Raw genomic sequence first — 18,944 nt, 5'->3', positions numbered from 1 at the left:
CGATCCGGGCATTGCACTAGAGTCTGGTCAACGTCGGGACTCACAGCAACACGAACGACACCGTTTGCATCACAAGTCGGCACCGGATCGGCAGACTGGCAGGCATGTCCTCCATCGTGGCGGTGCTCGTCACCGTCGGGCTGGCCGTTGTCGCGGTCCTGGCGATCGCCGCCTGGCTTCGATCCCGCGCTGGATTCACCACCCCGGCCGAGCGTGCCGTGCATGCCGCGCTGGCCACCGCCGGGGCCGCGGCCCGCGCGCTCACCGGTGGGCTCACGGAGAAGAGCGCCGCCGATGCCGCGCCCTATCTGCGGGAGCTCATCGATGCCCGGGCCGTCGCGCTGTGTGATGCGCACGGCACGTTGCTCGCGCTCGACGGGGACGCCGCTGGCATCTCCCGCCAAGCGCTGCTCGACGCCGCTGCCGCTAGCGCCCGCACGGGGCGGCAGCACCTCGCGGACCCTCGCGACGGCCTTGCGCGCGCGGTGGTGTGCCAGCCGTTGTTCTCCGATGGCGCCAGCGATGATCGCGCGTGCATCGGTGTGCTCGTCGCTGTCCTGCGCGCCAGCCCCACCCCTGGCCTCCTGCGCACGCTGACCGAGGTGGGCCGCTATGTGGAGAGCCAGCTCGCGCTCGCCGAGCTCGATGCCTCCCGCGAGCGGCTGGCCCACGCCGAGATGCTGGCCCTGCGCGCCCAGATCAGCCCGCACTTCATCTACAACGCGCTCACCACCATTGCCGCGTTCGTGCGCACCAATCCCGATCGCGCGCGCGAGCTGATCCTCGATTTCGCGGACTTCACGCGCTACTCGTTCCGCAAGGCGGGGCAGTTCACCACCCTGGCGGAGGAGCTGCAGAACGTGGAGCGCTACCTCGCGCTCGAGCAGGCCCGCTTCGGTGATCGCCTGCGCGCCCGCCTGCACGTCGCCCCCGAGACGCTGGGCATCGTGATCCCGTTCCTGGTGCTGCAGCCGCTCGTGGAGAACGCCGTTCGGCATGGCCTCGCCGGGCAGGAAGGTGGCGGCACCGTCACCATCACGGCTGCCGATGCGGGCCCGGAATGCCTGCTGACGATCGAGGACGACGGCGCGGGCATGGATCCGCAGCGGTTGCGGTCGGGGGAGCTCGACCATGACCCCGCCGATATCCATGTGGGCCTCAACAATGTCGATGAGCGCATGCGGCAAGTGTTCGGCGACGAGTACGGGATCATCGTGGAAACAGCACCGGGCGCGGGCACCAAAGTGATTCTGCGACTTCCCAAATTCCGTCCCGGGGTGCGGGCATGATGGATCGCATGACGACCACCGATGCGGCGCCGCTGACCGTGCTGGCCGTGGACGATGAGGCACCCGCGCTCGATGAAATCGTTTACCTGCTCAGTGCCCAGCCTCATATCGGCACTGTTCACGCTGCCCGGGATGCCACCACCGCGCTGCGGCTGCTGCGGACCGAGCGGGTGGATGCCGTGTTCAGCGATATCCGCATGCCCGGGCTCGACGGGGTGGAGCTCGCGGGAATCATCAGCGAGTTCAAGCAGCCCCCGTTCGTGGTCTTCGTGACCGCGCACGAGGACCGCGCCGTCGACGCGTTCGACATCGGTGCGGTGGATTACCTGCTGAAGCCGATCCGTGTGCCCCGGCTCGTGCAGGCCATCGACCGGATCCTGGAGCAACGGGCCCGCCAGGCGCAGCATGCCGCCGTTCCACCGCGCGCGGCCACGCCGTCCGATGAGGTCATCCCCGTCGAGCTAGGCGGGACCACTACCCTTGTTCGACGTTCCTCGGTCGGCTGGGTCGAGGCCGACGGCGACTACGCCCGCCTGCACACCACCGGCGGCTCCCACCTCGTGCGCATCCCCATCAGCGCGCTGGAGGAGCGATGGGCCGCCGCCGGGTTCGTGCGGGTGCACCGCTCCTACCTCGTATCACTGCGGCTGGTCACCGGGTTGAGGTCGGTGGGCAGCGGGTATGTCGTTGCGTTGCGGGGCGAGCGCGACCTCCGGCCCGTGGAGCTGCCAGTGAGCCGTCGCCACACGCGCGCGCTCAAGGATCTGCTCGTGCGCAGTCACAAGCAGTCCTGGCAGGACCGATGACGCGGCCGCGGCCCCAGCGCGAGCGCGTGGTGCTCTCTGCCCGGGCCGGTGCTCGACCCGTGCGAACCCGCGTCGAGCTCACCGAGAGCACGGCGGTGGGGGATGTGCTCGTGCGCGGACTGATGACCACGCAACGACGCCTCGCGCTGCGGATGGCCGCCCTCGTGCTCGCGTGCGTGCTGGTGCTGCCCGCCGCGTTCGTGCTGGTGCCTGGCCTCGCCGCGGTAACTGTGGGCGGCGTGCTGCTGCCATGGCTGCTGCTTGCCGGGGCGGTCTATCCGTTGCTGCTGGGCGTGGGCTGGCTGTACCTGAGGCAGGCCGAGCGCAACGAGCAGCGCTTCAGCGAACTGGTCGACGACTGACCATGCCCGCCACCGGCTCCGTCGGCACGATGCTCGTCCTCGCGGCCGTGCTGCTCGCCGCCCTCGCCACCGTGGTGATCGGCGCGTTCGGTGTGCGGCTCGCGCGCACGACGTCTGACTTCCTGGTGGCGGCGCGCAGCGTGGGGCCACGCACGAATGCCGCGGCGATCTCTGGCGAGTACCTCTCGGCCGCATCGTTCCTCGGCGTGGCTGGCTTGATCGCCAAGCACGGTGCTGATGCCCTGTGGTATCCGGTGGGCTTCACCGCCGGCTACCTGTTCCTGCTGATGCTGGTGGCCGCGCCACTGCGACGCTCCGGCGCCTACACCGTGCCGGACTTCGCGGAGTTCCGGCTTGGCTCCGCGCGGCTGCGCCTGCTCGCGATGATTCTCGTCGTGCTGATCGTGGGCCTGTACATGGTGCCGCAGTTCCACGGGGCGGGGCTCGCGCTGCGCATCATGCTGGGCGTGCCCGAATGGGTGGGCGTGGTCGCGGTGGCGGGAATCGTGATGGCCAACGTGATCGCCGGGGGCATGCGGTCGATCACGTTCGTGCAGGCATTCCAGTACTGGCTGAAGCTCACCGCCATCGCGATCCCGGCACTGGCTATCGGCATGCACTTCCTGGCCGCCCCGCAGCCGGTGGGGGAGCCGATGCCGCCCCGCGCCCCGAGCGATCTCACCGTGACCATCGCGGACGGCGTTCTCGTAGAGATCGAGGCGTCCACCGTGCTCGACGTGACGGGCCAGGTCGACGGCGTGGCGGTCGACGGCGCCGTCGCGCTGGATGCTGGCCGCCACGAGCTCGGCGAGGGCACGGAACTGCGCCTGCGGGCAGGCGAGGCGATGCCCACGATCGCCGGGATCCCCGGCAGCGCGGACGACTGGCTGCGCCCCGGCTCCGGGCTGGGCGCTAGCGATGGCGAGGGTGCCGGGCTCGCGCTGTACGAGGTGTACTCGGTGATCCTGGCGATCTTCCTCGGCACGCTCGGGCTGCCCCATGTGCTAGTGCGCTTCTACACCAACCGCACCGGCAGCCTCGCCCGCTGGACCAGCCTGATCGTCATCGCCATGCTCTCGGTCTTCTACCTGTTCCCCGTGCTGCTCGGCGCGCTCTCCCGCACCTATGTGCCCCAGGTGCTGCTCACCGGCGCCACCGACGCCACGGTACTGCTCCTGCCCACCGCGGTGTTCGACGGGATCGGCGGGCAAATGCTGGCCGCGCTCGTGGCTGCGGGCGCGATCGCCGCGTTCCTTTCCACTGCCTCCGGGCTGCTCGTGTGCGCGGCGGGCGTCATCTCCACCGATGTGCTCCGGGGCTCCGTCCGGGATTTCCGGATCAGTGCGTTCGCGGCCGGGATCGTGGTGATGGGCCTCGCCCTCGCGGGAACGCGCCTCGACATCTCCCAATCCATCGGGATGGTCTTCGCCGTCGCAGCCTCGACATTCGCGCCCCTGCTGCTCCTCGGCATCTGGTGGCGCGGGCTGACGGTGGCCGGGGCTGTGGCAGGTCTCGTCGCGGGGGGAACCACGAGCCTCGCGGCCGTGCTCGTCGTGGTGGCGCGCGGCGGCGCGGGCACGGGCTGGGGAGCGGTTCTCCTCGCGCATCCTGCAGCGTGGACAGTCCCGCTGGCCTTCGCCGTGATGGTCGGGGTCAGTCTCGCCACCCGTGCCTCGGTGCGCGACGATGTCGCTGCGGTGCTCGCGCGCATGCACGTGCCCGAGCGGTTCGGCATGGTGCGCGACCGTGACGCCGAGCGGTGGGGGTGAGGTGGTGGCCCTGGCCGCGCTGGGGGACAAGGATGCGACCATTCCCAAATAGTGGTGCGCGAGCCCGATGATTGGGATCATTTAAAATGTACGCGTTTGATTATTCTATTTCTCGAAACATGCTTTCCGGTGTGCTCTAATCATTAGAGGTTCTGCAGGCCTGAAGGCAAGCTCACGTACCACAATCTATGGAGGAATCGCATGTCCATTGAACTTCTTCTCGGCGGCGGCGCGGAAACCATGTTCTCGTTCGTCACCGACTTCTTCTCCGCCTTCCTCGGCGGCGGTGGCGGCGCGGAGGGCGGCTTCGCCTCCTGAGCATCGAAGTGCTGGTCCGGCCTGTCCTCGCTGGGGGCGGGCCGGACTTTTTGTCCAGGATGGAAATCGCTAGAGCGTATGCACAGGGGCTTGGTTTGAATTATCGCGAGCCCAATTAATCCACACATTGTTATTTACATACTGACGATAAAAGAATCCCTCGCTCGCGGTAGAGAATTGCCTGATTCTCGGTGAGAAAATCGCGCTGCGCTAGGGGGTGATTGCCACCCCTCGCTTGCGGTGACCAGGGATCGCAACTTCAGGATCAGCGGGCTACGTCATGGCGCTGGCGAGCATGGCCTCGAGCTCGGTGATGATGTCATCCACGGGGTCGGTGGAGCGAGCGGAGCGGGCGAGGATCACGGCACCCTCGATAGCGGCGATCGCGGTGCTGGCGAGCCGGTTGGCCCGGCCATGCTCCACGCCGCTGTCCTCGAGAGCCTCGGCGAGAGCGGTGTGCCAGGTAGTGAAGATATTGGCGACGATGGGCGCGAGGTGCTGGTCGTCGGGCGAGCCGCCAACCGCGGCAGCGGCGACGGGGCAGCCCGCAGCGAAGTCGCTATCGCGGAGGATGCGGTTCCAGAACCTGCCGACGGTGTGAAGCGTAGCGAGGGGGCCCTTCCGGGCGGAGTCGTCGATGATGGCGGTAATGGTGTCGCCGGCGATGCTGAGGCTCTCGGTCATGATCTGGTTCCGGCCACCGGGGAAGTGGTAGTACACGGATCCGCGGGGGGCCTGGCTGCGGGCGAGGATGGCGTCGATGGTGACCCCGGCGGCGCCGCGCTCCTGCAGCAGCTCGACCGCGCTGGTGAGCATTCGTTGCCGTGTGTTGCTCTGCGGTGCCACTGGTTGGCCTCCCTTTGCCGCGATGCGTCCGTGTGCCGCGTGGGGCCGCGCGGCAGAGTGTTGATCAGCTTAGTGGTGCGGTTAGCGCAGGTAGTTGCCTGGGACGCCATCACCCATATGCTCTACCCCATAGTCCGCGCTTTGGTGGGCGAGGGCAAGGCGATCCCGGCAACCCGCGATCCGCGCGCCGCCCACGTGGCTCTACGGCCCGCGGCGCCCGACCGCTCGTCGTGGCTGCCAAGCCGCTCGTCGCACGGATCAACCCCTCGACCCGTGATGCGCGCCACACCCATTTCTTGTGACCTGCATCTCATTACCGTCGGGATATCGCATCCCAACGTCGAGGAGAGCCGCAGTGACCACCCCGCCCGCATCCCGCACCGGGACGGTGGACGCAGTGCCCCCCGCACCGTCCGCCGCACCCGCATCCCCGCCCCCGCATGCCGGGCAGCCGAGGACCCCATCGCCCGAGGACTTCGAGCGCATGCAGGCCAGCCCGGAGTTCCAGGAACTGCGCCGCAGGCTGCGCCGCTTCGTCTTCCCCATGACGGCGTTCTTCATCGGCTGGTACCTGCTCTACGTGCTGCTCGGCATCTACGCCACCGGCTTCATGGGCACCCCGGTGCTCGGCAACATCAACATCGGCATCCTGCTCGGCCTCGCGCAGTTCGTCACCACGTTCGGCATCACCGCCTGGTACATCGTGTTCGCCAACCGCGAGCTCGATCCGCGCGCCGCCGCCATCCGTGACGAGATGGAAGGAGCAGCAGCATGAACCTCCTCGCCCAGGGCACTACCGCGGCAGTCGGCAACCCCCTGATCAATATCTCGATCTTCGCGCTCTTCGTCGCCGCCACGATGGCTTTCGTCATTCGCGCGGGCCGCACCAACAAGACCGCCTCTGACTTCTACACCGGTGGCCGTGGATTCACCGGCCCGCAGAACGGAGTCGCCATCGCCGGTGACTACCTGTCCGCCGCCTCGTTCCTCGGCATCGCGGGAGCCATCGCGGTCTTTGGCTATGACGGCTTCCTCTATTCGGTTGGCTTCCTCGTCGCCTGGCTCGTGGCGCTGCTGCTCGTCGCCGAGCTGCTCCGCAACACCGGCAAGTTCACCATGGCGGATGTGCTGAGCTTCCGGCTCAAGCAGAAGCCCGTGCGCACCGCCGCGGCCGCATCCACCCTCACCGTTTCCCTGTTCTACCTGCTCGCCCAGATGGCCGGTGCCGGTGGCCTCGTCGCGCTGCTGCTCGACATCAATGATCGCGCCACCCAGTCACTGATCATCGCGGTCGTCGGCGCGCTGATGATCGTCTACGTGCTCGTTGGCGGCATGAAGGGCACCACCTGGGTGCAGATCATCAAGGCGATCCTGCTCATCACCGGCGCGGGCATCATGTCGGCCCTGGTGCTGTGGAAGTTCGGCTTCAACATCTCCGGGCTGCTCGGCTCCGCGCAGGAGACCGTCAACAGCTCGGTCGAGGGAGGCCGGGACGTGCTCGCCCCCGGGGCGCAGTTCGGCGGCAGCGAGATCTCGAAGCTCAACATGCTGTCCCTCGCCCTCGCCCTCGTGCTCGGCACCGCTGGGCTGCCGCACGTGCTGATGCGGTTCTACACCGTGCCCACCGCGAAGGAAGCCCGCCGCTCGGTGGTGTGGGCCATCGCCCTCATCGGCGCGTTCTACCTGTTCACCCTCGTCCTCGGCTATGGCGCCGCCGCGATCGTCGGCCCCGAGCGCATCCTCGGGGCTGCCGGTGGACAGAACTCCGCCGCGCCGCTGCTCGCCTACGAGCTTGGTGGCACGATCCTGCTGGGCATCATCTCCGCCGTCGCGTTCGCCACGATCCTCGCGGTCGTCGCGGGGCTCACCATCACCGCCTCGGCGTCGTTCGCCCACGATATCTATGCAAACGTCATCAAGAACGGTGATGTCGACGAGAAGCAGCAGGTGCGGGTCTCCCGCATCACGGCAGTGGTGATCGGTGCGCTGGCCATCGTGCTCGGCATCCTCGCCAACGGCCAGAACATCGCGTTCCTCGTGGCGCTGGCCTTTGCTGTCGCCGCCTCGGCGAACCTGCCGACGATCCTCTACTCGCTGTTCTGGAAGCGCTTCAACACCACCGGTTCCCTGTGGAGCATCTACGGCGGACTCGGATCCGTGCTGGTGCTGATCGTCTTCTCCCCGGCAGTGTCGGGCTCGCCCACCGCGATGATCCCGTCGATGGACTTCGCCTGGTTCCCGCTCTCCAACCCCGGCATCGTCTCGATCCCGCTGGCTTTCCTCCTCGGCTACCTCGGCTCCGTCCTCTCCTCGGACCAGGGCAACGCCGCGAAGAACGCCGAGATGGAGGTCCGGTCCCTCACGGGCGTAGGTGCCGAGAAGGCCATCTCGCACTGAATCCCGCCCAGCCCCGCAACGGGCGCCGGAGCCGCACCACGCTCCGGCGCCCGTTGCGGCATGCTGTGACCCATGCCCCCTCGAGGTCGCGGTGTGAGTCGTAACAAGCCTGGGCGACGATTGGGTCACTGCCAGGTATCTCTCTGGTCTCGAACCCTGCTCCGGCGTGGACAGCCCGCACCCGGGATCAGCACAGTGGAGGGCGTGACCGGCCAGCTCGACATGTCCAGGACCGCCGTCGAGACCACCCTCGGCGGTGGACGCGTGCGCGGCACCATGGTCGACGGCGTGACGCTGTGGCGGGGCATTCCGTATGCGGCCGCACCGATCGGCGACCTGCGCTTCCGTGCTCCCGAGCCACCCGAGCCATGGAGCGGCATCCGCGACGCGACGCGGTTCGGTCCCATCCCGCCCCAGGAAGTGTCCCGCAAGCTCGCTGATCCGGGCGACGACGTCGAGCTCAGCGAGGACTGCCTCAACATCAATGTGACCGCGCCCGCCGGTGCCCGCAGGGAGCCGCTACCCGTGATGGTCTACATCTACGGCGGTTCCAACACCAGCGGCTCGGCCGCCCTCGACATCTACGACGGCAGCACGCTCGCCCGCGACGGCAACGTCATCCTCGTCTCGTTCAACTACCGGCTCGGCGCGCTCGGTTTCCTCGACTTCTCCAGCTACGCAAGCTCGCGGCAGGCATTCGATACCAACCTCGGCCTGCGCGACCAGATCGCCGCGCTCGAATGGGTGCGAGACAACATCACCGCGTTCGGCGGCGACCCCGGCAACGTCACCATCTTCGGTGAATCCGCGGGCGGCATCGCCGTCACCGCGCTCCTCGCCTCGCCCCGCGCGCAGGGATTGTTCCACCGGGCCATCGCGCAGAGCCCCGCCATCGCCACCGCCTACGAGCCGCAGCGGGCACGCGCTGTCGCGGCCGAGTTCCTCGACATCCTCGGCGTCTGCGAGGACCACGCCGCCGAGGTGCTGCGGGGCATCTCCGCCGCGGAGTTCGTCGCCGCCGCCGATGAGCTCAAGCACCGTGTGGTGCGGGCGTCGCCGGGAGCCATGGCATTTGGCCATGTGCTCGATGACCTCCTGCCCGAACGCCCCCTCGACGTGCTGGCCAGTGGACGAGCGTCAGCCGTGCCGCTGCTGATCGGCACGACGGACCGGGAGGGCGCGCTGTTCGCGCGGGGCCCGGAGGTCATCCCCACCTCGGTGCCATCGATCGAGCGCATGTTCGCCCGCACCGATCCAGCTCGCCGCGATGCCGTCATCAATGCCTACCGGGGCTATCCGGGGCGCCGGGCCGCCATCGAGCTCGGTGGAGACGCGATGTTCTGGCAGCCCTCCATCGAGGCCGCTTCCGGGCACAGTGCCGCAGCACCCACCTTCATGTATCGCTATGACCTCGCGCCGCGCATGCTGCGCCTGCTGCGCATGGGTGCCACCCACGCCACCGATCTGCCCGCGGTGTTCGGCACCCTCGACAGCCGCGCCGCGAGAGTGCTCACCTCCGTCGGGGGACGCCGGGATCTCGCTGCGGTGAGCCAGCGGATGCGCGAGCACTGGACACATTTCGCGCATACGGGCGCGCCCCGGCCGGACTGGCCACGCTACGACACCTCCACCCGTCGCACGAAGATCTTTGATCAGGAGGATCGCGTCGATCGCGACCCGCGGGCCGCTTGCCGCCTAGCCTGGAACGGGTACCAGACCTACCGGTGAGCCGTGCCGCGCCACGGTGCCCGGAACCACTTCCGAAAGGCAGTCCCGCATGGCTAGCACCAGCGTCGCCCTCGATACGCACTTCACCCCGCAGGAAGCCTGGGAGCGGGCATCCGACCTCTCCCGGTACGGCGATTGGCTGCTGCTGCACGATGGCTGGCGCGGCGAGCTCCCCGAGCAGCTCGGCCCCGGCACCACCGCGACGTCGGTGATATCGGTAAAGGGCATGCGCAACCGCATCGACTGGACCGTCGAGGAGTATGACGAGCCCCGCCGCGTGGCACTGTCCGGCCATGGCGTCGGTGGCACCAAGATCACCCTTGCCCTCGAGGTCGCTCCGGCCAAGGCTGGCTCACGCGTGCAGCTCGATGTCCAGTTCTCCGGGCCGCTCGTCGCTGGGCCGGTCGGGTTCGGCGTGTCCAAGGCGCTCAAGGGTGACCTGCGCAAGTCCCTGGAGAAGTTCGACGCCATGGCGTGATCTCGCGGCCGGGTTGGCGGGCCGCGGCGGTTGGGTGGTGGTCTCGGTTCGCGGGGCCGCTGGCCGCAAACGCGATAGAAGCTGCCCGAATCCCGGGTTGGCTTCTATCGCGTTTGGCGGTTTCCGGTGCTTTTACCGCGAGGCCGGGCCGCCGGCGAGGCGTGAGGCGCGAGCTGCACCGGGCCAAGGACCGCTACCGCCAGTAGCCGGTGAACACGATCTGCTGCTTGGGCATGCCGCGCGCCACCAGGTCGCGACGGGCGCGGGTGACGAGCTGGTGGCCGCCGGCGAGGCATGCGTAGCCGGGGGTGCGCGGCAGAGGTGTCGATGCGAGCAGGTCGAGCGCGGACTCGCCCTGGTCGCGGCATGCCCAGCTCGCGTCGATGCCAGGCAGGTCGGGGAGCTCGGGGATGTCATCGGCCTGCGCGAGCTCCACGATCACCCGCAGCGGGGCAAGGCGCGGGGGAGCGGAGGATCGGTAGGAGTCGAGGATGCCCATGATGCCGGGCAAGGCCGTCTCATCGCCGACGAGCAGGTTCCACTCCGAGCCGGTGGGCGGCTCGAAGATGTAGCCCTCGTCGAGGATCGTGGCCTGGTCGCCGGGCCGGGCATCGAGCGCCCACTGGGCTGCGGGGCCGAGCTGACCTTCCGCGTCACGGTGGAGCGCGAAGTCGATGTCGAGCTCGGGGCCCTCGGCCCCGGTGGCTCCGTTGCTGGCAGGCCGGAATGCTCGAACCGTGTAGTTGCGGCACAGCGGCCGCGATTGCTGCGGGATGAGCATGTACTGGGCGTACCAGAGGTTGCTCGTCAGGGTGGGCAGCCGGAGGGTGCCGTCGGGGGCGGGGAGGAACAGCCGGAACCATTGGTCCTGGCCCATGCGCGTGAACCGGCGCAGATCCTCGCCCCCGAGCGTGACACGAGCGAACCCGGTGCTCGTCTGCTTGGAGGCGATCACCTCGGCCCGCAGGATCTCGCGGTGCGCTGGCTTGATGTACTTCCCCCGCTTGGACATGGCCCCTCCCCGGTTCGGCTGCGTAAGGCAAGCATAACCATAGTTCTCCTTGCTAGTGCGGGCCATGCAGGACTGCCCGCACGGGGCCATGCACCTCGCAAATCCCCGCTGCGGCATAGCGAACAAAGTGCCCTCCCGATGGTGGGCAACCGGCAACGGGCCGGTAACGATCCCCGGTGAACTGGGCAAACTGTGAAACGCCTCGATGTCGACCGCGCGATGTAACGAGTACGACCGTGATCCCCAGCACAGAGGAGTTCCAGTGGCGCGACGCCAGCACCGAGCCGCAGCAGCAGGATTGCTCGTTCTCGCTCTCTCCGCGGCAGCGTGCGCGAACGATACCGGCACACTGTCCTACCAGTACGACCAGCGCACGATGCCCAGCAGCAGCCCGTCGGCCGACGACGACGATCCAGGCCTGGATGACGGTGAGGGGAGCAGCACGCGCGAGACATCGGGCTTCGCGACAGCCCCCGCCCGCGCCACGTCGGGCGACACTCCCGGTGACGCTGCCCCGGCAACGAAGCCCGATGGCACCAAGCCGGACGCCGACAAGCCCGAACTGACAGACGTCTCCGGCCCCACGTCCACGCTCGTCATCGCTGCCCGCACTCTCGCCGGAAGGCCCATCGCTGGGGTCACGGTGCAGGCGATGCGGATGGAGCCGTGCGTCTCGGCCCCCGACTCGACCATCGTCGACACCTATCGGGGCGTCACCGACGCTGCCGGATACGCCACGCTCGAAGTCGCTCCCGGCTGCTTCCACTACGCCATCAATGACGTGCCTGACAACGCGTATCCCGCGCCGTTGGACATGCACTGGGTCGAGCTCCGCGAGGCCAACGCCACCGCTAGCGGCGAGCTCCAGTTCCTCGACGGACCACCCGGCCTCGGCGACGACTGGCAAATCGGCAGCCTGCGCGTTCTCGATGCCGACACGGGAGAGCCCCTCGCGGGCCTGCAAGTGCGACTCCTGCGCTGCGGAACCGACGGCCCCGGCTACATCACGCCCCCCTCGTTCGACAACGGTCGCATCCCGCTCGCGCTCGGTCCCGCCTGCTATGCCGCGACCGGGATCGAGGGATCCACGGATTGGGCAATGACGAGCAAGGCCGTGAGCTTCGACGCGGCCACCGGATTCGCCGACATCCCGATCGAAGTGTGGAAGCCCTGCGAGCAGCCCGGAAACTGCGGCAACCCACCCGCCACGGGCTCCTTCACCGTCACCACAGCCACCGCGGACGGCACGCCCGTGCCCGGCATCACCGTCAACATCGGCGAGTTCGACCAGTGCACCACCGCCAGTGACGACAACCTCAGCCGCCGGGTCGACACCATTGTCACCGGCGAGGACGGCACCGCCACCGCTACGCTGCCGCTCGGCTGCTACGGCTTCGGCACCATGCTCGGGCCCATCAAGCACGCCCTCACCGACCTCGACGAGCCCGGCGAGCAGCGGAATATCACCCTCACCATCTCCGATGCCTGGCTCGACGGCAGCGAGGAGGGCGACGGTAGCGAGGAGGGCGACGGTCCTACGGGGCAGTAGAGCGCCAGCGCCATCGCCGCAAAAGCCTACGAGACTCAACCATGGTGCCCGGTCCCGAGCGCTTTCCGTTGAGTTCCGTAGGCTTTTCCGCGCCCGGGATTAGCAGGTGACGAGCTCGTCCGGGGCATGCGTGGTGCTCAGCCAGCGGCCGTAGGCCCCATCGCCGGCGTTGCGCACCGCTTCGCACATCGCCTCCTTGGTCGTGCCCGCGAACTTGAACACCGCGTAGATCGGGTGCCCATCCAGGGACTGCCGCAGCGACGGGCAAGCCCGGTCCGTGCGCAGGTAGTGCGCCCCCGGATTCTCATCGAGCAGGCGCTGGATCTCCTCGTCGTACTGGCCCGGCGTGACGGCATTGCCCAGCACGACGATTCCGATGGCACCGGAACTGCCACACGAGGGGCGGGTCATGGGCACGCCCACAGCGAGCTCCACCTCGGATCGCTCAGCCGTGTCCTCGGCGGGCGATGCGGGTTGCCACAGCGCGAGGACAGCAATTCCAGTAGCGAGCACCGCAAGCAGGCTGGCAGCGATCACCGGCGCACGCCGCGGGGAACGTTCACTGTCATTGGGCTCGCCCAGCGGGGCGAGAAACGTCTCGGGATCCGGATAGGGAGAGCCATCCCAGCTAGCTCGCACGGAACCATCCCTTCCCTCGGATCAACCACGGCACGCAGCGGTGCCACGCAGGTGTCGTACGCATCCGATAATAGTGGGCTGCTCCGACGCTCGCGTGAGGAGCGGGCCGATCAAGCCGGCACTGTGGCGAGGCTCATAGCGGCCGCAGGGAACCAGCGGGGCTGCTCCCGCATCGCGCGCTGGAGATCGAGCTGCTCAGGCAAGCCCGAACTTGCGTGCCACGATCTTCTCCACCAACCGGCGCGGCGCGAGGCGCTTGAGCACGAACACGACCGGAGCGTTCGAGCCCACCGCATAGAAGGGCGCGGGCGACGATGCCTCGATCGCCTCGATGATCCTGGCAGCAACCTGATCGGCGGTAATACCCGTCGCTTCCTTCGCGTCGAGCGTCGAGATCGCCGTCGTGAAGCCCTCGCTGTAGGGGGAGTCCTCGCGGAGATACTTGGTGCGCCGCTCACTGATGCCCGTGTTGATCGAGCCAGGCTCCACGGTGGTGATGCCCACGCCGAACGGGGCGAGCTCGAGCCGGGCCGCCTCCGCGAACCCCTTGATCGCGGCCTTCGACGCCACATACGACGACCGGTACGCCAGCGGGAAGCTCGCCAGCATCGAGCCGACCATCACTACCCGGCCGAAGCGGCGCTCCCGCATCCCTGGCAGCAACAACTGGGTGAGCCGCACCGCTCCGATCACGTTCACCTGGAACAGTCGCTCCAGGGCCTCGCGGGGCAGCTCCTCGAGCGGGCCAGACTGGCTCTCCCCGGCATTGTTGACCAGCACATCCACCGCGCCGGCCTGCCCGGCGAGTGCCGCGAGGGAAACCTCGTCGGCGAGATCGAGCCGCAGGTACTCCACGCCCGGCAGCCGCAGCGACTCCGGGATCGAGCTCGGATCGCGGCTCGTGCCGATCACCCGGTAGCCGCGCTGCACCAGTGCCGCCGCCGTGGCCAGTCCGATCCCCGAGGACGCGCCCGTGACGAGGGCCGTCTTTGTCGTGCTCATGCCTGCTCCTTTCCGAGAGCGAGCCCAGCGGCCCGGCCCGAGAAGATGCAGCCACCGAGGAACGTGCCTTCCAACGCGTTGTAGCCGTGCACGCCACCGCCACCAAAACCGGCGATCTCGCCCGCCGCGTACAGGCCCGGCATGGGCGTGCCGTCACCACGCAGCACTTGCGAATCAAGATTGGTCTGCAGCCCGCCGAGCGTCTTGCGGGTCAGGATGTTCAACCGCACCGCGATCAATGGGCCATGCTCCGGGTCCAGGATGCGATGCGGCGGAACAGCGCGCGCCAGCTTGTCGCCCAGGTACCGGCGCGCATTGTGGATCGCCATGACCTGCGCGTCCTTCGAGAACTTGTTGGCAACCTCGCGATCCCGCGCCACGATCTGCTTCTCCAGGCGGGCCAGCTCGATCTCGGGGCCGCGCGCGATGCGGTTCATCCCCGCCACCAGTTCAGGCAGCGAGTCAGCGACCACGAAATCAGCCCCATGCTGCTTGAACGCCTCCACCGGGCCTGGCGCGCCCTTGCTGATGCGGCTCGACAGCGTCAGCTTCAGGTCCTTGCCGGTGATATCCGGGTTCTGCTCCGAGCCCGAGAGCGCGAACTCCTTCTCGATGATCGTCTGGGTCAGCACGAACCACGAGTAGTCATGGCCCGTGGCCAGGATCGCCTTCATGGTCGCGTTCGTATCGAAGCCCGGGAAGTTCGGAGCAGCCAGCCGGTTGCCCGCCGCATCGAACCACATCGACGACGGCCCCGGGATGATGCGGATCGCATGATCCGGCCAGATCGGATCCCAGTTGTTGATGCCCTCGGTGTAGTGCCACATGCGATCCCGATTGACGATCCGCCCGCCCGCGGCCTCCGTGATGCCCAGCATGCGCCCGTCCACATGCGCGGGAACGCCCGAGATCATCGTCGCCGGGCATGGTCCAAGCCGCTCGGTGGGCCAGTTGCGGCGGATCAGCTCATGATTGTGGCCGATCCCGCCCGCCGCGACGATCACCGCCGGGGCGCGCACCTCGAAGTCATCGATCACAGTCCGCGACGAGGCGACCCCGCGCTCCGCGTCCGAGGGCTCGAGCACCGCACCGCGAATCCCCACCACCGCGCCTTCCTCGACGATCAGCTCATCGACCCGATGCCGGAACCGCAGCTCCACCAGCCCCCGCTTCTCGGCATCGAGCACACGATCCGCGAAGATGCCCATCACCGCCGGGCCCGTGCCCCACGCCAGATGGAAGCGCGGCACCGAGTTGCCATGCCCGCCAGCAAGACCCCCGCCTCGCTCCGCCCACCCCACAAGGGGCGTGAACCGCAGGCCCAGATCATGCAAGTACTGGCGCTTCGTTGTCGCGGCGAACTCCACGTACGCGCGCGCCCATCGCTCGCCCCACGTATCCTCATCCGGCCGATCGAAGCCCGCCGAGCCCTGCCAGTCCTGCCACGCCAGCTCCACCGAGTCCTTGATGCGCATGCGCCGCTGCTCCGGCGAATCCACCAGGAACAAGCCACCCAGCGACCAGAATGCCTGCCCGCCCAGGTTGCCCCGGTTCTCCTGGTCGACGATGGTCACCCGCTTGCCCGCCCGCACCAGCTCATGGGCGGCTACCAGCCCAGCTAGCCCAGCACCAACAATGACCACATCCGGAGACCGCAGCGACGCCATCCCACCACTAAACCGCATCCCCTGGGTTTGCGCACCCGCCACGCGCGGTCGCGGCTCAGCTGGCTCGCCTCGGCTGTCCGGCTCCGTCGGCCCGTCGCTCCCAGTGGAAACTTTTCCCGCTCCACGGGGGAATAGTTTCCACTGGCCGTGTGAAGGACGGTGGCCGCGTGAAGGGGGTGCTCGACCGAGGCTGCGCGACGGAGGTGGCGGCCGAATGGGCAGCGGTTGGGCTGGGGCAGCGGCGCGGGCGATGAGTGGCCGGGAGAGCCCCCAGTTCCTATGTAAGGCAAAAACAGGACATACAAATATGATGTGCATCACTAGTCTTTTTCTCAGGGTGGGGCTGGATCAAAGGAGATGGCATGAAGAACCCGACTCGAGCGGCTATCGCTGCTGTGGCGAGCGCAATAGTAATTTCTGGTGCCCCGTCCGTGGCCAATGCCCAGGACCTCTCGTCCACATTGTCGATCGGCAGCATGGAATTGCTTCCCCTGCTCAGCGTCTACACGCCCAACTACTATCCCTATTATGGATACGGCTGGGCAGGCCCGGCCTTCGACCTCGGCGAGACCGCGATCACGGGCACGGCCGACGTGATAGGCCAGGGGATCGGCATTTTGCCCAGTCTCTTCTGAGCCAGGACCGACGAACCTGGATCCGCGGCTGCGCACCATGCAAAGGTCGCGGATCCAGGGTTTCTTGGTGCAGTTATTGACCGCATGCTCAATGCAGCATTGAGGGACGGCGTGGATTTTGCTTCCGCTGCTGCGGTCAAGCTTGTGCCAGCAGTTCTCGAAAAGGCCTCGCAAAGTTCATTCCACGAATGTGATCGTGAAGATTCCGCCACACCACGCGTGGCTAGATTTCCATGTTCGAGGGGCGCGCCGAAGGGCGGAATGATTCCCGCCTGCCCGGGCCGAACCGGATTGCCGCCTCGTGCGGGCCGAGGTGGCGCTCCAGGCGCACGGCCGGTGGAGTGACCGGCTCACGGCCCCTCGCGATCGTCTCCTATCTGGAGAGCGTCGTCGCGAATCCCGGCGTTCGCACGGCAAGGGTGGAACTGATCGCGACCTTGCACCACACTGGGGGGAGCGGATGTGGCGCACGCCACATGTGGCGCCTGCCGGGCGGAAGATCGAATCCGAACAAGGAGTGCTGATGAATCTCGCGACGAAGCTCATCGCGTCCCATCTCGAATCAGGTGATCTGACGCCCGGCGCCGAGATCGCGCTGCGCGTGGACCAGACACTGACCCAGGACGCGACCGGGACACTGGTCATGCAGGAGCTCGAGGCCCTCGGCCTCGACCGCACCCACGCCGAGGTCAGCGTGCAGTATGTGGACCACAACCTGCTGCAGGCCGACGAGCGCAACGCCGAGGACCACGAGTTCCTGCGCAGCGCGTGCGAGCGCTTCGGGATCTGGTACTCCAAGGCCGGCAACGGCGTCTCCCACCCCACCCACATGCAACGGTTCGGCAAGCCCGGCAAGACCATGGTGGGCTCGGACTCGCACACCCCCGCGGCGGGGTCGCTCGGGATGCTCGCCATCGGGGTGGGCGGGCTCGAGGTAGCCCTCGCCATCGCCGGGCGGCCCCTGTACCTGAGGATGCCGGAAATCTGGGGCGTCGAGCTGACGGGGGAGCTGCCCCCGTGGTGCTCGGCGAAGGACGTGATCCTGGAGATGCTGCGCAGGCACAGCGTCAAGGGCGGAGTCGGGCGGATCATCGAGTACTACGGACCGGGCCTCGAGACCCTCGCCGCGATGGATCGGCATGTGATCGCCAACATGGGCGCCGAGCTCGGCGCCACCACTTCCGTGTTCCCGGCCGACGAGGCGGTGCGCGAGTTCCTCCGCGCCGAGGATCGGGAGGACGACTTCGTGGAGCTGCGGGCGGATCCCGGAGCTACCTACGATGTCACCGAGCACATTGATCTCTCGACGATCGAGCCCCTGATCGCGATGCCCTCCGCGCCCGACAAGGTCGTACCGGTGCGCGAGGTCGCCGGGAAACCGGTCAGCCAGGTCGTGATCGGCTCTTCGGCGAACCCAGGCCTTCGCGACTTCGCCATCGCCGCGGCGATGGTCGCGGGACGGCAAACCGATGCGGCGGTCAGCTTCGACGTGAACCCCAGTTCCCGCCAGATCCTCGCCGACCTCACCGATATGGGCGCCACGACGGACCTCATCAAGGCCGGCGCCCGGATCCACCAGTCCGGCTGCATGGGCTGCATCGGGATCGGTCAAGCGCCCGCCACCGGCCACAACTCGCTGCGCACGTTCCCGCGGAACTTCCCGGGCCGATCGGGCACCAAGGAGGATTCCGTATGGCTGTGCAGCCCGGAGACCGCGGCGGCCTCAGCGCTGACGGGCAGGATCACCGATCCCCGCGACTGGGCGAGCGAGAACAACGTCGACTATCCGGCCATCCAGTTGCCGCAGCGATCCGCGGTCAACCGGGCCATGCTCACTCCACCGCCCGACAACGATGAGAGGACCGAGCTGGTCCGAGGGCCGAACATCAGTTCCTTGCCGGATTTCGAGCCGCTCCCGGACCGGCTCGAGGCGCCGGTACTGCTCAAGGTCGGCGATGACATCTCGACCGATGACATTTCCCCCGCGGGCGCGCGAGCGCTGCCCTACCGGTCGAACATCCCCAAGCTCGCGGAGTTCAGCTTCGCCCGAGTCGACGAGACATACAAGGACCGGGCCACCGACCCGCACATCATCCTCGGCGGCGAGAACTACGGCCAGGGGTCCTCGCGCGAGCACGCTGCCATCGCTCCCCGGTATCTCGGCCTGCGCCTCGTGATCGCGAAGTCGTTTGCCCGCATCCATTGGCAGAACCTCGCCAACTTTGGTGTCGTTCCCCTCGAGTTCGGCGACCCGGCCGACTATGACCGCATCGACGAGGGCGATGAGCTCGACATCGACAACCTCAGGGAGTCGCTAGCGACCAAGTCGAGCTTCACGATGCGCAACACGACGAAGGACACAGAGATCGAAGTGCGGCACCGGATGTCGCAGCGGCAGATAGACACGATCCTCGCCGGTGGCATCATCCCGCAGCTCGCCGACTGAC

Annotated in this window: 16 protein-coding genes; 11 read left to right on the top strand and 5 right to left on the bottom strand. The window is 67.9% G+C overall.

Annotated elements, in window-relative coordinates:
- Window positions 1–104: 104 nt before the first annotated feature.
- From QC765_RS05690 to QC765_RS05675, 4 genes are read left to right on the top strand one after another with little or no spacing between them, the layout of a single operon-like run.
- On the top strand, window positions 105–1,289 hold the full coding sequence (locus tag QC765_RS05690; RefSeq protein WP_278313468.1) for a sensor histidine kinase: 1,185 nt from the start codon (window positions 105–107) through the stop codon (window positions 1,287–1,289).
- Entirely contained in the window at window positions 1,289–2,095 is an 807-nt protein-coding gene (locus QC765_RS05685; protein ID WP_373876697.1) for a LytR/AlgR family response regulator transcription factor, read from the top strand. Before QC765_RS05690 ends, QC765_RS05685 begins: the two co-directional genes overlap by 1 nt.
- Entirely contained in the window at window positions 2,092–2,457 is a 366-nt protein-coding gene (locus QC765_RS05680) for a DUF485 domain-containing protein (protein ID WP_278313466.1), read from the top strand. Before QC765_RS05685 ends, QC765_RS05680 begins: the two co-directional genes overlap by 4 nt.
- 2 nt (window positions 2,458–2,459) lie before the next feature.
- A complete protein-coding gene (locus tag QC765_RS05675; RefSeq protein WP_278313465.1) occupies window positions 2,460–4,226 on the top strand; it encodes a sodium/solute symporter in 1,767 nt (588 codons plus the stop codon).
- A gap of 591 nt (window positions 4,227–4,817) precedes the next feature.
- Here QC765_RS05675 and QC765_RS05670 read toward each other — a convergent pair.
- Window positions 4,818–5,390, bottom strand: a complete 573-nt coding sequence (locus QC765_RS05670; RefSeq protein WP_309297293.1) for a TetR/AcrR family transcriptional regulator — start codon at window positions 5,388–5,390, stop codon at window positions 4,818–4,820.
- A 397-nt stretch (window positions 5,391–5,787) separates the two neighbouring features.
- Here QC765_RS05670 and QC765_RS05665 point away from each other — a divergent pair, with 397 nt between their 5' ends.
- From QC765_RS05665 to QC765_RS05650, 4 genes are all read left to right on the top strand, one after another.
- Entirely contained in the window at window positions 5,788–6,165 is a 378-nt protein-coding gene (locus QC765_RS05665) for a DUF485 domain-containing protein (RefSeq protein WP_278313648.1), read from the top strand.
- Window positions 6,162–7,787, top strand: a complete 1,626-nt coding sequence (locus QC765_RS05660; RefSeq protein WP_278313464.1) for a monocarboxylic acid transporter — start codon at window positions 6,162–6,164, stop codon at window positions 7,785–7,787. Before QC765_RS05665 ends, QC765_RS05660 begins: the two co-directional genes overlap by 4 nt.
- Before the next feature lie 204 nt (window positions 7,788–7,991).
- Complete coding sequence (locus QC765_RS05655; protein WP_309297292.1) at window positions 7,992–9,515, top strand: carboxylesterase/lipase family protein; 1,524 nt, start codon at window positions 7,992–7,994, stop codon at window positions 9,513–9,515.
- A gap of 49 nt (window positions 9,516–9,564) precedes the next feature.
- Complete coding sequence (locus QC765_RS05650; protein WP_278313463.1) at window positions 9,565–9,993, top strand: type II toxin-antitoxin system Rv0910 family toxin; 429 nt, start codon at window positions 9,565–9,567, stop codon at window positions 9,991–9,993.
- Between the two features lie 193 nt (window positions 9,994–10,186).
- Here the strand turns inward: QC765_RS05650 and QC765_RS05645 are convergent, their stop codons facing one another.
- Window positions 10,187–11,005, bottom strand: a complete 819-nt coding sequence (locus QC765_RS05645) for a siderophore-interacting protein (protein WP_278313462.1) — start codon at window positions 11,003–11,005, stop codon at window positions 10,187–10,189.
- A 262-nt stretch (window positions 11,006–11,267) separates the two neighbouring features.
- On the opposite strand from QC765_RS05645, the gene QC765_RS05640 reads away from it, so the two are divergent.
- Window positions 11,268–12,554 carry an Ig-like domain-containing protein gene (locus QC765_RS05640; RefSeq protein WP_278313461.1) on the top strand — a complete coding sequence of 429 codons (1,287 nt, stop codon included), beginning with the start codon at window positions 11,268–11,270 and terminating at the stop codon, window positions 12,552–12,554.
- Window positions 12,555–12,653: 99 nt separating this feature from the next.
- On the opposite strand, the gene QC765_RS05635 is transcribed toward QC765_RS05640, so the two are convergent.
- The 3 genes from QC765_RS05635 to QC765_RS05625 form a co-directional block, all read right to left on the bottom strand.
- Window positions 12,654–13,193 (bottom strand): serine/threonine protein kinase, encoded by a 540-nt coding sequence (locus QC765_RS05635; protein ID WP_278313460.1) that lies wholly within the window; start codon window positions 13,191–13,193, stop codon window positions 12,654–12,656.
- Window positions 13,194–13,388: 195 nt separating this feature from the next.
- Window positions 13,389–14,195 carry an SDR family oxidoreductase gene (locus tag QC765_RS05630; RefSeq protein WP_278313459.1) on the bottom strand — a complete coding sequence of 269 codons (807 nt, stop codon included), beginning with the start codon at window positions 14,193–14,195 and terminating at the stop codon, window positions 13,389–13,391.
- Window positions 14,192–15,862, bottom strand: a complete 1,671-nt coding sequence (locus tag QC765_RS05625) for an FAD-binding dehydrogenase (protein ID WP_278313458.1) — start codon at window positions 15,860–15,862, stop codon at window positions 14,192–14,194. The genes QC765_RS05630 and QC765_RS05625 overlap by 4 nt, the downstream gene beginning before the upstream one ends.
- A gap of 362 nt (window positions 15,863–16,224) precedes the next feature.
- On the opposite strand from QC765_RS05625, the gene QC765_RS05620 reads away from it, so the two are divergent.
- Window positions 16,225–16,497 carry a hypothetical protein gene (locus QC765_RS05620; protein WP_278313457.1) on the top strand — a complete coding sequence of 91 codons (273 nt, stop codon included), beginning with the start codon at window positions 16,225–16,227 and terminating at the stop codon, window positions 16,495–16,497.
- 523 nt (window positions 16,498–17,020) lie between these two features.
- Entirely contained in the window at window positions 17,021–18,943 is a 1,923-nt protein-coding gene (locus QC765_RS05615) for an aconitate hydratase (protein WP_373876692.1), read from the top strand.
- Window position 18,944 lies beyond the last annotated feature (1 nt).

The sequence above is a fragment of the Hoyosella levis genome (assembly GCF_026008515.1).
In the GTDB taxonomy this organism is placed as follows: domain Bacteria; phylum Actinomycetota; class Actinomycetes; order Mycobacteriales; family Mycobacteriaceae; genus Lolliginicoccus; species Lolliginicoccus levis.
The sequence above is the reverse complement of the archived record's forward strand: the minus strand, read 5'-3'. Positions and strand labels throughout refer to the sequence as shown.